Origin of the sequence: Erwinia tracheiphila (genome assembly GCF_021365465.1) — a bacterium.
GTDB classification, from domain to species: domain Bacteria; phylum Pseudomonadota; class Gammaproteobacteria; order Enterobacterales; family Enterobacteriaceae; genus Erwinia; species Erwinia tracheiphila.
The window spans coordinates 4,443,051-4,456,512 of the sequence record NZ_CP089932.1 but is presented as its reverse complement, the minus strand read 5'-3'; the positions used below and the strand labels follow the sequence as shown (position 1 = coordinate 4,456,512).

General features: G+C 52.8%; 10 protein-coding genes and 2 pseudogenes. 5 read left to right on the top strand and 7 right to left on the bottom strand.

What is annotated here, in order from left to right:
• Nucleotides 1-49: 49 nt before the first annotated feature.
• Nucleotides 50-343 (top strand): hypothetical protein, encoded by a 294-nt coding sequence (locus LU633_RS22985; RefSeq protein WP_040465870.1) that lies wholly within the window; start codon nt 50-52, stop codon nt 341-343.
• A 2,292-nt stretch (nt 344-2,635) separates the two neighbouring features.
• A complete protein-coding gene (locus LU633_RS22980; protein WP_200896935.1) occupies nt 2,636-5,758 on the top strand; it encodes a hypothetical protein in 3,123 nt (1,040 codons plus the stop codon).
• Nucleotides 5,759-6,002: 244 nt separating this feature from the next.
• Here LU633_RS22980 and LU633_RS22975 read toward each other — a convergent pair.
• From LU633_RS22975 to yjbE, 5 genes and pseudogenes are all read right to left on the bottom strand, one after another.
• Nucleotides 6,003-6,248, bottom strand: a pseudogene (locus LU633_RS22975) (sugar porter family MFS transporter); the annotation flags it as partial.
• A gap of 181 nt (nt 6,249-6,429) precedes the next feature.
• Entirely contained in the window at nt 6,430-6,807 is a 378-nt protein-coding gene (locus LU633_RS22970) for a hypothetical protein (RefSeq protein ID WP_016192833.1), read from the bottom strand.
• Between the two features lie 868 nt (nt 6,808-7,675).
• Entirely contained in the window at nt 7,676-8,119 is a 444-nt protein-coding gene (locus tag LU633_RS22965) for a BadF/BadG/BcrA/BcrD ATPase family protein (protein ID WP_016192832.1), read from the bottom strand.
• Nucleotides 8,120-8,652: 533 nt separating this feature from the next.
• Entirely contained in the window at nt 8,653-8,853 is a 201-nt protein-coding gene (locus LU633_RS22960) for a hypothetical protein (protein WP_016192831.1), read from the bottom strand.
• 103 nt (nt 8,854-8,956) lie between these two features.
• Nucleotides 8,957-9,265, bottom strand: coding sequence for an exopolysaccharide production protein YjbE (gene yjbE, locus LU633_RS26345; RefSeq protein ID WP_082103782.1), 309 nt, complete (start codon nt 9,263-9,265; stop codon nt 8,957-8,959).
• Nucleotides 9,266-9,808: 543 nt separating this feature from the next.
• On the opposite strand from yjbE, the gene LU633_RS22950 reads away from it, so the two are divergent.
• Nucleotides 9,809-10,396: a class I SAM-dependent methyltransferase gene (locus LU633_RS22950; protein WP_016192829.1), complete on the top strand. Its 588-nt coding sequence runs from the start codon at nt 9,809-9,811 to the stop codon at nt 10,394-10,396.
• Between the two features lie 66 nt (nt 10,397-10,462).
• Nucleotides 10,463-10,690, top strand: coding sequence for a hypothetical protein (locus LU633_RS22945; protein ID WP_016192828.1), 228 nt, complete (start codon nt 10,463-10,465; stop codon nt 10,688-10,690).
• A 75-nt stretch (nt 10,691-10,765) separates the two neighbouring features.
• Here the strand turns inward: LU633_RS22945 and LU633_RS22940 are convergent, their stop codons facing one another.
• Both LU633_RS22940 and LU633_RS22935 read right to left on the bottom strand, forming a co-directional pair.
• Entirely contained in the window at nt 10,766-11,803 is a 1,038-nt protein-coding gene (locus tag LU633_RS22940; RefSeq protein WP_040465868.1) for an acyltransferase, read from the bottom strand.
• Between the two features lie 16 nt (nt 11,804-11,819).
• Nucleotides 11,820-12,113: a hypothetical protein gene (locus LU633_RS22935; RefSeq protein ID WP_016192826.1), complete on the bottom strand. Its 294-nt coding sequence runs from the start codon at nt 12,111-12,113 to the stop codon at nt 11,820-11,822.
• Nucleotides 12,114-12,724: 611 nt separating this feature from the next.
• Here LU633_RS22935 and LU633_RS22930 point away from each other — a divergent pair.
• Nucleotides 12,725-13,047 (top strand): annotated as a pseudogene (locus LU633_RS22930) (transposase); the annotation flags it as partial.
• Nucleotides 13,048-13,462 lie beyond the last annotated feature (415 nt).

Genomic DNA, 13,462 nt, shown 5'->3' with positions numbered 1-13,462 from the left:
CAGGATGAACCCAGGACGGTGCTGCAACGCAGTGAACTCTTGTACAAGAATGCACAAACTGGAACCAGTGGAGGCGCACGAGGCAGGGATGTCCAGCAACAGTCTGCCATTCCCCCGCACCGACGCAATGAGCTCACCGACCGACACCGTACCGGGCCGCACCCGGACAGAATGCCCGCTGACGTCAGTGCATCGATATCACATAGTGGGCCACAAAGAACAGGGTATGGTTGGGAGGCCCCCCTGGCCGAACAAAAGTTCGACCGGGCAGCAAGAAAACGGCCTCGGGAAGAGCAGGAGTCGTATCGGCAGTCAAAGCGGCCAGTGCATGGCATGGAGTTGACGGTGGCTGAACTTCGCCGGGCCGAACATCAGCTTGATCCGGCTGCAAAAAAGCAGTTGAAGACACAGCGAGAGCAGTATCGGAAGTGGCTGAGTGAACCCAACCAAATGGCTCAGAACCATAACGCTGCACTGTGCGTGTCGATGGCACGGAAAAACGCGCTGGCGCATCACATTCGTTGCGGGCTGGCGCTGCCCTTCCTGGATGAGAACGCCAACGCGCAAACCAATGCGCAGTGGCTCGACAAATACCTTCGGATGATTGCCAGTGCGAGGCGGGCCACAGGCGCAGACTTAACGCATAGCGATCTCGATCATTGCACGGAGGTTGCGGCACAGTATCTCTACAAGACCGGGTGGTTCGGAGGTGCATCGCTGAAGCAGCTGGCCCATTTGGGCAACAAGCTGAGCAAGCACCCTAACCAGCAAGCGTGCATGGATGCAATCGCGTGGATCGCCGAACAACTCAGGCAGGCCGACGATCTGTCGGGACTGGATGACCTCCACTCAGTCCTGCTCCTGAATGCCTTCACGAAAAACTTCAACAGCGGCAGGTGTGAACGCGCGGTGGCTCGTCTGGCACGTCACCTGCAACGTAACCACCAGGCCCGGCCATCTTTGGACGCGAGGAACATCGGCCTGGTACTTAATGCATTCAGCAAGTGGTCCGATAATACGGACTGCCAATCCATGGCGTACTTGCTTGCTGATATGCTCGCCAGCAACAGCCGGTTGCGTCATGCGATGGATGGGCAGTGCGTCACGCTCACGCTCAATGCCCTGAGCAAATGGCCCCATACGCCGCAGTGCGCGGACGCCGCCAGCGCACTGGCCCTGAGGCTGGCCAATGATCGCAAATTGCGCAACGTCCTCAAACCGCAAGAATTCGGAAACACATTGAGTGCCCTGAGTAAATGGCCCGACAGGCCGCACTGCGCGGACGCCGCCACCGCGCTGGCCTCGCGTCTGGCCAGTGATCGCGTGTTGCGCAACGCCCTCGAACCGCAAGGCGTGGCCAACGCGCTCAACGCCCTGAGCAAATGGCCCGACACGCCGCAGTGCGCGGACGCTGCCACCGCGCTGGCCTCGCGTCTGGCCGACGAGCGAGGGTTGCGCAACGCCCTCAACCCGCAAGAACTGGCCGCCGCGCTCAACGCCCTGAGCAAATGGCCCCACACGCCGCACTGCGCGGACGCCGCCAGCGCGCTGGCCTCGCGGCTGGCCAGTGATCCCGGGCTGTGCGACACTCTCAACCCGCAAGGCGTGGCCAACGCGCTCAACGCCCTGAGCAAATGGCCCGACACGCCGAACTGCGCGGACGCCGCCAGCGCGCTGGCCTCGCGGCTGGCGGAGGACCACGATCTGCGACAAGCCATGGATAAGCGACACGTGGCTGTGTCGCTCAATGCGCTGAGCAAATGTCTCGGAAGGTCGGCGTGTCAGTCGGCAGCGTTGCTGCTCGCCGAACGCGTCGGCTCGGCAGCGTTGCCATGGCAGCAGTTCGGGGCGCGGGAGATCCCCATGGTGGCCAACGCGATATCCCGCCTGCTGCACCTGGATGAGGAACAGTTCCAGACTTTGGGCCGCGCCAAACTGCAGGCAATGGCCGGGCACCTGGAGCTGCACCCGCGTTTTGAGTCCGCCAGCGCGCAAGATATTGGGATGCTCTTCAAGGCCCTTTCATCGGCACAACTTCATCGTCAGATGCGTCCGCTGGCACGGCAGGCGTTGGAGCGGGTTGCGGTGCTCGCGCAGAACGACGGATTACGTGAAACCAACCTTGAGAGTCTCGGCAGCCTGTGCATGGGATTGTTGCCATTGATCCGCAGCCCGGAGTTGACCTCTCGCCATCGGCGCCATGCATTGCGCGTGTTCAATACGTTGCAGCCCATCGTCGGGCGCAAGATCGACTTGTACCTGAGCGGCGGTGTCCCGCAGTCTTCGACCGACCCCGAACAGTACACCACACGATGCCCGGCGCTGACCTTCTTCCAGGTGCTCAAGGCTTACACAATGGTGAGCCGGCAATGTAAGCCGCGCCACGTCGAAGGCTCGCGCCAGGAAATTCGCCAACGTCGCGAAGAGTTGGGGAAATGGGTTGATAGTACGCTGGAGCGGACACGCGCGGCCATCGAGGGGGACCTCGGCGAGATGAGCTGGAACCTGATCGCGCAGATCGAGGCCGGTGACCTTGTATTTGACGCCCTGGACCTGCGCATGGCGAAGGAAAGCGCCGAAGATTACGCAGGCCCATCCACCGAGCCAGTTCGACCTTGGCGCCGGGCTCCTGAGCATGCGGTCGGCCCCCGGCGAGCTCGTCGCGCCGCCACCCGGCAACGGCAGCACGACCTACATCGTGGTCGATCTGCATGGCAGGGAAGTTTCGAGCAATGCGACCGAGACGAACAAGCCTTACTCGCTGTTTACAAGGCTGACGGGCTTGCCGTTGGTAGAGGTCCAGCTGCCTGGGGCGATTTCGACGTTCATGCTCGCGCGTACGCTCACCTACAAAGACGAACCCTGGCGCTTTGACATGTTCGGCGGCAGCCGCGCCACGCGAGGCAGGATGAGCCCCGCCCAGCTGCTGTCCGGCGGCACATCCGGAGCGCCGTCGCTGCTGCCGGCAATCCGCTATAGCGACACCTCACCGGGCAGTCCCCTGATGCAGCTCATCGCCAGGCTTGCCCCGCAACGCGAAGACTGGTCGCGGATGCAGCGCTCGCTACTGGAGATGGTGTCGGCCGATCACGTCATTGAGGGCACACTGCGTCTGGGATTTTTTGAAGACGTCAGCGGCACGGCGCACCCGTTCAAGCCAACAGCACCGGACGGGCATGCATTGGCGCTGTGCCCCAACGATGGCTGCGGCTTCCTGAAGCTGGAGGTGGCACTACGCATACCTGCCTTCCGTGAGTACTTCACTGCCTGGCAGGCAGTGCAGGCCGGTGAGGCCAGCCAGGAGCAGCGTGACCTTATTGCCAGGGATAAGGGACCGACGCGGATGGCCCCTCAGGCGCTGCAGCACTTCCCACGTGACGAGGCCACACTGCAGGAGGCGCACGATGCGATGCAGCGGCGGCTGCAGGCGCTGCCGTCGGGGTTGAGTCAACTCACATTGTACGAACTGGCCACCGGCGGTGGCTACCAGGGCCAAAGAGTCAGGGCGGTGCCTGCTGCCGACGACAAGGTGCACCTACCGAGCCAGCGCAGCCAGGCCTTCGACGCCGCAGGCGGTGCCTTGCTGATCGGCAAGCCGCCTTACGACAAGGAGAACCTCCTGCCCGTGCCGGAAGAACGCGTCTCGACAGTGGCGCAGGGTGACGCCACCGCCGAATTCCTTTCGCAGTCCTTTGGTATCCAGTACAGCTACACTGGCTTCAACGACGGATCGGGCAGCGATGCCGAGATGCTGCACAGCAAGGGGATGCTCATCGTGGTGCCATCAAAGAACTGGCCGGCCGATTTCGAGGACATGGACCTGGCCTGCTCGAAGGAGGACCTCAAGACCCTGTCGCGCTGGACGACTGGTCGCGACCGCGGTGCCGTACCGCAGGAGATGCTCAGCACCGGCAGCCTGAGGCTTAAGGACATAGTGGAGCCCGGACGCATGGGCGCACTGCCTATCCCGGAACTGCGCAAGCGCAACATGGACACCGACGGCGACGACGCGTTCGTGTACGCAGGCTACCCCAGGCTTGCCGCGCTGATTTCGCGCGAGATGGCCGATCGCGAGTTACGCCGCGGCCAGCCACGTTCCTTCAAGCCGCCGAAGACGGCCACGCCGGCCATTGATCCTGACAGTGGCCACTACCAGGCGGGGCGGCTGTCCGAAATCATGGCGCTGCAGCGTGGCGGCCGGATCATGGGGGCGGCCAGCACCCTGGCGGCGCGCTTCATGGCGCAGCCTGACCACCTGCGTGAGGCAATGGCGCGCAATATGATGTTCGGCACTTATGACGGCATTGAGCGTGACCTGCGTAACGGTCTACGTGTGGCACTTGACGGCAAAGCCAGAGATCCCCGGGTGTTGAAGGAACTGCGCAATCAGGCACACAACGCCATCGGGCTCGCCCACCAGCCCGAAGCACGTGAAGCCGCCAAACTTCTGCATGAGCAACTGCTTCGACTGGAGCAGGGGACATCCTTGCGTGCCGACGCGCCGCTGCTGCCGGATGCGCTGGGCGAGGCCTTCCCGAGCCTCGCCCAGGCGTACCTTGCGGCACCTGATACTGAGGCACGGATTCACGCCATCATCGACAACTACCCGGTGTGCAGGCTCTCGCACACGCAGTTCCCGGACGGGCAACCGGGGCTCATCCACGGCGAACCGGAACTGAGCATGCGCAACCTCTTCACTATCGCGATAAAGGTAGGCACCGATGCGCTGAAGTCCGATACCGGCACGGCGCTGTTCGCCAAGATAGTGGAGTCGTGCGAACGATCCGAGCGAGGGTTCGCTGATCGAGTTCGCAGCGTACCGTATGGCAAGGTGACTGCTCGTGACATGCATGATGGTCGCTTCGACGCCGAGCGGACCAGGGTGCACCTGCAGAACATTCCGACGATGGCAGCGGGCGTCATGCAAGACGCGCTACACTCGCTGCAGCAAGCTGGCCTGCTCGCCCCACCGCCGCCGCCCGCAGAGCGCCTGCGCACCGTGCAGCCTGAGGACATTGCGCTTGAGGCGCAGGCCTTACTGACGCGTGCTCGCGAGATGGAACCTGAGGTCACTCACATGCTGAAGCGTGTCGCCGAGTCTCATGCCGGGCAACTGGTGGGCATGGACCATCAACTGAAGTCGGTCAGCTCGTTGAAGGAAAAGTTAAAGCAGCAGATGGCTTTGAAAAACAAGATGCTGGAAGATGCCGTGGCCGGCGTGAACGATGCGCTGCGGTACAGCGTGGTACTGGAACCGCCGGATTTCACCGCTGGCTTGCGCGGTGTGCTGGCCTCGCTGGACGATCAGGGCCATGGGCGCGTCAAGCTGAACAACCTGTTTGCCAAGCACCGACCGGCCTTCAAAGCGGTCAACGTCACGTTGCGCAGTCCCGAAGGCGCGCTCTGGGAGATCCAGTTTCACACGCCCGACACCTTCAAACTCAAGGAGCAGTTCCACAATCTTTACAAGCGCAACCACGCGCTGCAGCTTCAGGGGGCTTCACTGGCTGAGCAGCAAGAAGTGCAGGCGCCCGCTCGAGACGCCTTCAGACTCGTGCCTTCGCCGCCAGAGTGCGATGAGATCGACGACTGGGAGGAGGAGAACGTCCCGGCCCTGGCAATGACAGCGCCGGCTTTCAAATCCAAACCAGGCAATAACAAAGACGCCGCAGAGTCTCGTGCAGGCATGAGCGGGGTTCGGGGAGCGATGGAACAGCGAACTGACTTAAGAAGGATGGCTGTCCGGCATTCGTCCTGACTAACGCAGGCAGTTTGAACGGCTCTATTGGGCGTTGGTGCATGGATGCACTGGTTGCCGGGCTGAAACAGGGGTAACGGAAATTTCGGCGGTTCCGGCGTAGAACCCCAGGTTAAAAATCCGACGACGATGGCATTGTTAGACAAAACCCCACTTAGATCCCCGGCATCACTGGATGCGATTCAATCTCCTAACCATGAATGGTATCTTCACCGGCCGGGAGGATGTTAAGGCCAAAGCGATCGGCAAACACGGCACCAATAGCTGAATCAAGGATTAAGAAGTTCGTCACCATGCTGGCGGTCAGGGAAGTAAGATGCAAATCATGCTTCATAAAAAGCAGGGCCCCGGCGATAACGCCCGTGTCATAGCCAAAAAGCAATCCTCCCAGTGTGGCTATAAGGATGATGACTTTCACCAGCGGCTCGGTTGGCTGCAATGATGCCCCTGCCGCATTGCCGGATTGTCCACTATGCGATGTTTCAGTCACAAGTTACTCCTTGATAGTACTGTTGTTGGGTATTACGTGACAAACATCACATTTAATTAAACCCAATCCACACTGGCCTTTTTGGTAGGGAAAGTTAGAAATAAATCTTTAGTGGCGCAAAAAACAGGCAGAGGGGAGGGCTATCACACAGGCTGCCGGAACGGTACCGACAGCCATTGAATTATCGCAGGAGAGGACGGATCGATTCGGTTCTGGAAGAGAGATGACGGAGGGGTACGGCAGATGAACGATGACAATTTTCTGGTAAAATTTCGCACTTCAGCTCTGTAGACGGGGAAACCGATCCCGGCATCTGTTGCGAAGAGGTAGCATTAAATTCATGTAGCCATCTCAAATATTGCTCCATAACCTGTGCTGTGTTTTCTTCAGGATAGGTGGTGCGAATATATAACTGCGCGGACAGGCGCGTGTTGTCCAGAATATAGATTTCATATTTGCTATTCCATACTGGTGTAACAGTGCGTTCGCGTAAAACGACGTCGTTGAAGCGCAGATGCTTCCAGTGCGACAGCCGCTCATAAAAATGTTCTTTATTCATGACGGATTCGTCTCTCCGTTTTTCTGATGATTGTTTAGTTCCACTGGAATAATTTCCCATTTTTTGCAATGGCTTCTTTAAATCTAAACGAAAACAGAAATTACGCCAGACAGGACATTTTTTTCAGAAAATTCCTTTTTTTAGTACCAGATAATACGCTAAAACGAACTATTTTTTATTAATCACTGAATGATAATAACGTCCGTTTTTATCCATTCTAAGGTAAGGCGAACCCGGGCAGGTCGTTTAAAGGTGGGATTAAAAGACAATAAAGGAGGTAGCGCAGGCCGCGATGGCGTGACAGCAACAAAAAAGAGATAACGTCTATTAACAAGTTGTTACTCATCGGGAAGGGAGGTGTTGCGGAATCACGATTGAGGCCCGATAACGTTTCGCAGGTCTGATGATAACGCATAGCAACCCTTTTACCTGAATAATGCTGCGGATTTGGGGCTTATGAAGTGGAGCGCTAATTCGGATTGGCGGGCAGGGGAATTTTCAACAATAAACAGCAGAATACGCGCAGTCACGGGTTAAGCGCTCATAAACCACTAAATAACTGTTCCGGATACCGTCACACCTGAACAGACTGGTTATAAATAAACCGATTTGTTCAGGTGAATTTAATGCCCTGTTACGCCTGCATTCCATGCCAGTCATGAGGAACGCCCTGTGGGGCAAGGCCAGATACAAAGTGAAGCACAATCAGGAACGCTTATTTAGCAGTCTCTGGCAAAAATCATCGGAAACGTCCGGCGGGGATATTGCTGTCCATAGCACGGTACCATCATAAATACCGCGTCAGTTGCAATGCGCCTGCAGGGATTTGCGTAACAGACGCTGACCCAGGAGCGCACCGGAACCCTGATCAGAGAGCGCCATGTCCCAGCCGCCAATCATGCCTGAAGCATTCGCCACTCCAGATCACGCCCTGGCTACCTGTCCCCACGATCAGCACGGCACCCGGTTCGCCGCCGTGCGCACCAATACAGGCAATTTCCACGTCGGAAAGCAGGGTAACCTGCGAGAAGGGAAAAGAGACATAGTGCAGACGGGCGCTGACGGAAAGCACGTTCGCACCAGCGAGCCCCAGTACCGCGGAGGTTTTACGCCAGATAGCGGGCGTCAGGCCAGCGACATTAACAGTTTGTTCAAACAGTGAACGAAGTGTTAATAGCGCAGTATGGAAGTCTGAGAAGACATTGGCTGGACCCTGTGTACATTCGGTCAATACGCTGCCACCCGTGCTTGTAGGCCGTGCACGGCAGTGGGTACCACCACCATCTATTCCCGGCAGAAATTCCGCTTGCATGATTCTCCCGTGATCGGCGTTGGTGTACAACTCACCAAAATGAAAGGCTTTTTTAAGAGACTTGCTACGATAAGATAAAAAACGTAAATCTTAATAATTAGAATGAAGGGTTATTTATTAAATAATGAATAAAATAAATGCATTAGATTTTATATATTGTTGCGGTACCAAAGTCTTAATTTGCACCAGAATACGTCAGTGGCAGGCTAAAACCATCTTGTCTGGCATAAGGCAATGCCTGTCGCGCAGCCAATTATTGAGGGGTGCCACGCCTGCTCAGGCCGTGCAGCCAACCTCTGCGTGCAGGTTTGGTCGCCCGGCTTCAGGCTATTGCCTGGCGGGTCTGCAATGCCGTTGAACACACGTACACAGCCTGCGCTTGCTGCTATCGGCTTGCGGTTATTCATCTGATTGAGGCGGGATAAAACCCAGGTTTTTATTTAAGTCCAAATTATTCAGAACAGGTTCATGAGGCAGGACACCCCACTTGTAGAAGGTAGCGCGTGTTTAACACCATTAGCCTTCAGCGGCAATCAGTTAAGCCGGGTTTCCTCGTCGCCTCCATTGCGCCAGACTTCTCCACACAGCAACACCGCATGCGGACGCCTGACATGGATATGGCCTGCAATGCGCAAGCAGGCGGCCCGTGTGGGAAAAATGTGTTCGGATATGGGCAAGGCATCACAGGCATCGTGGCCGCATGCGCTGACCAGTAAAACGAAGCCAATCAACATAGTTCACTCCGTTGATGTACCAGACCAGCTTCAGGTAAGTATAGGTGATGAGCATCACCGCCGTTAAACGCGACGATCAAACAAAATCATTCGCGCATAAGATTCATGGGTGTCCGGGAGAGTTTATCCTCTTGGGTGCCTGTGAGGTCAGAACGGGTTTATTGTGTAACCAATGCAGGGGGCTGGTTGTGGTAGAAGTGGTTGCTGTGGTCGAACCTTCACTGCTATCGCTTCTGCTGCCCATGGTTGCCAGAGCGATACCGAGGACCGCCCCGATGCCCATTGCATTTGAGTTACCATCAGCAAAGGTTGTTGCTGCACTTCCTGCAGCTTCACCTGTGGCGGGCGCAGCATAAACAGCGTTACTGGCAGCGGTCATCATCAGCAAAAAAAGTGCGCATATTCTTTTCATTTTATTCATCCCTCATTAGGTATTTCGAAACACGATCTGAAGAATAATCTTAAATTTATTTTTTTTAAACGGCAGAAATATCCCGATAATGTCTGTCTCTGATTGGATAATCATATAAACAGAGCCAGTTATTTTTTAGCGGGGGTGTTGTTTTTCGTTAATAAAAAACAAAATGATATGACAATGAGTTGTCACGGTTCCCAGTATTAATTACAGTATCATCTGATTCGTGTTTATATTAAATGGCGTAAACAAAAAGAGTTGTCTGGACAGGAATAAGTACCATATATAAATCTAATATTAATGTAATTTTAAGAATAATCTCTTGCGCTATTTAAAGGGTCTTTGGTCAGTTTTATTTTTTCAGAATGGAACTTAATATGTGATGGTATTTTTACCTGTAAACAGATGTAAGTAATGCGACTGGGGTCACGAAAAAATGATGAGAATAATCCTAGTTTTTATTCTGACTACCTGATTTTAAGAACTCATTAGGCTTACTGTGGCCTACTTAACAGATATTTTCCCGACTGAGGTAACTTTATGTTGTTGACGGCGTTTTCCTGGATAAAAGACAAAACTGGTTATTTACAAGAATTCATCTCTGAACCACGTAAAACTGGCACGATTGCGCCGTCCTCAATGTCGCTGTGTCGAACCATGTCAGACGTTGTTGACTGGAATCACTGTCAGCGCATAGCCGAACTGGGTGCTGGTGATGGGGTACTGACCCGCCATCTGCTCGCCCGCATGCGCCCGGATGCCTCATTGCTGGCTTTTGAAACAAACCCTCGTTTTCATCCCAGGCTTGCCGAAATCGATGATGCACGCCTTGAGGTGGCAGAACGCTCTGCAGAGACGCTTAATGCTGAATACGATGCGATTTTTTCCGGCCTGCCACTGTTATTGCTGCCTCATTCTGTCCGGCATGGCATTCTTGCACGCGCTGCCGCATTGTTGAGTCCACAGGGCGTTTTTGTCCAGTTTCAGTACACGTCACTCTCTGAGCCGCTACTCTCCCGCTACTTTGCCTGGAACCGGACTCGCGTCATGTGCAATCTTCCTCCTGCATGGGTTTACTGCTGTCATTCCCTTGATGGTTTGTCCTCACGCGACGCCGGGTCAGCCTGAAAAGCTGGGATGGCAATCTCCGACATATCTGCCAGGCTTACTTTTTGTACAACGCAGGAGGAGATAATGATCGCTGAAACTGATTTCCCCGTCTCAAATGAGGATGAAGTTTGTAACATTATTGGCAAAGCGGTGGTTGACCTGAGCATCATGGGGCAGCCTGTTAATAAAGCTACGCTGGCATTGAAGCTGTTAGCAATGGCCGATCAGGACAATGATGAAGAGCGTATTTTGCTATATTGGATTGCCCGCAAGGCAATTAATCAGCCACACAGGTTTGCTTTAGCAACATAGCGGATCAACCTGGCTATCTGGCCCGTTGCCGGAAGGACGGCCACTTAATCAGGTGGCCATTCTCATATCATCTCATCAGACTATTTTACGCAGCCAGGGAATCAAGCGTAGCAGCCACACCAACGCAGCAGAAATGATAAAGCACAGCAAGGCAACCAGCGGGATAGTCAGCGCCGAGTAATAACCTTCGAAATTAATTTTGAACAGGGATAAAATTGTCTTCAGTACGATAACGTGCATGAAGAAGATCCCTAAACTGAGTCGTGATAAAGACCTGACCAGATTACATGTCCATTTGTTCCAGTGAAACTCTGCATTGAGCAGCATAAAGAAACAGGCCAGTGATACCACCACCAGCGTCGGTGCCGAATAAAACAGGAAAACTCCGTTGGGAGAAACAGTACTGATTGAAAGTGAATAGGTCATCACCGCGGTCAATACCGACGAAATGATAAAAATAACGGTGCTGATCGCTGTCCTGGAATGAATATTAAAACGTCTGACCACGCCGCCGATAATGTAAAAACCGGACAAATAAACGACTTTGTCGATATTACTGGGTGGAGGAATCGGCAGCCCTTCAAGCAAGTTAGCTTTCATATTATCGAAGAGCATGTAAACCGAAGTAAAAATAAACCAGATGGCCAGCGTATAATTAATACGCTGGCGGCTGCCATTTTGTATAAAGGTGTTTAATAGCGGCGTCACCAGATACAACAGGATCAGCGTATAGATAAACCACAGATGCGGATAGGCCGGAGTATTGAGAAGATCAAGAAAACTTATTTTTACTTTACTGGCGTTGATATGCTGATTATAAACCAGATAGATAGCCGACCAGACTATAAGAGGAATCACCATATTCATCACACGCTTTTTGAGCGTGCGGAGTAATGATTCATTCTTATTAAGGGAATAATAGCCTGCAATAAGTAAAAAAAGTGGGAAGGCGATACGCCCCAATACTTCATACATTACTGACACAGACCAGGCCAGGTGAAAATAGCTGAATGGACCGGCCGCAGTGTGCAAAAGAATGACCAGAAATGTAGCCACCAGCGTGAGTAGCTTAAGATTAATGTTTCTAAATACCGGAGTCCTTGTTACTGTCATGCTTTGCAGCGGCCTGTCAGAAAGTCGTCAATAGGCTAAAGGTAACATACTTCCTCTGCTGCACCGCATCATTGACGGGAAAAAAGCAGCATGTCTCAGGCATGCTGGTGTCAAGGGTGACACTTGAGGGGCAATGTCCTTCGGGACCAACCATTACATACTCCGCTTTGCCCTCATGAACATAAATGCAGGCGCGTCCGGCACTGCCCCCTTTCTGTTCCTGAGAAAGTGACACGACGATTTTTTCCGCCTGCACCTGAGAAATGAGGCATGCAGTGACCAGCGTAATAAATTTGCTCAGTCCTTTCATTATTGACCTAACCGGAAGTTTGTAAACGATTTATCTGGCGTTCCTTCTGCATTAGCACTGCCAGCCTTGAATCCAACGGTAGCGTCAGGTCAAGGTTTGCTGCAAGTCCCCGCATACAATATCAGAATAAGCTGGTAATCAACCACGTTATGTGGATGGACAAAAAAAGAGCGATGCTGCCGACAGAAAAAAACACATTTATTAAATCTGATTTTAATATATACATGATTTTTATATAAATTTAAAAATTATGCTTAGTGCCTAAATATTCATATAAACAGCATAATGTAATTTTTTCAGGCTGATTTGTGTTATGCAGCAGCGTTAATTACCAGATAATTCTGTAGTGCGTCGCGACAGATTTCTTCGTGAAAAGCTGGAGTAGTCGTCTGAACAGAGTTGCTGATTTCGTTCGTTGCGACTGCCTGGTAATCGCGTATTAATCCCTGTCTGCAGCCAGAAAATCTTCTGATATTGCTGGTATCGCCAGTGGCGTGATGGGGTTTGCAAGTTCGCTGCGAAATCAGGATCGTCAGAAGATTATTAATGACAACATCCATATAAAATCGTTAAATATCAATAACTTAATAAAATCCATTTTATGGAAGACCCTTAACAGCGGACTGAAAGCAGTGTATCGGTTTTACACCGAGTAAGCGGCGTTGATAGCTCTGGATACGCTCGAGGATGCCTAGGACGATAAATATCCGCCAATCAGCAAAGCTGACGTGTGCATTGGGAAAATCTTAATAAATTGTTCGGTTATCCACCCGGTATCCGCCAGGCCATCTTCACTACCAATGTCATTGAGTCGCTGAACAGTGTGCTCCGTCCGACGATGAAGAAACGCAAGGTGTTTCCGACGGACCGACCCGGTGTGCAAGGCTGTTTATCTTGCTGTCAGAGATGCATCAAAAAATGGAGTATGTCGCACTAAAATTGGCAGCTGGCGGTAAGCCACTTTATTATCGAATTCGGTTACCCCTGAGCAATTACCTGCGGCTACAAAAAATTATTAACAGGTTCTCAACTTTCATCTTACCGACCCTATTGGGCAATATCTCATTATATAAATGCTTTTTGCGCCTTGCGACCTTGTTAATTTGTGTGACCTGCTTTTTTCTTCTATCTGAAAGGCGTAAATATCACAAGAGACATTCATGTACGATATCCATTTAGCCTGAGCTAAGTGAGCTTTTTCTGAAATAATATCTCCTAATGTCTTATCCGATGAATGGCTTTTTTATTTCATTAATGTATAATTCGTATTTATTATTTAATTTATTTGAAGTTTCTTATTCTTTTTGAAAGGAGAAAAGATAAACTTGATCGCTTGTTGTAATAGTATT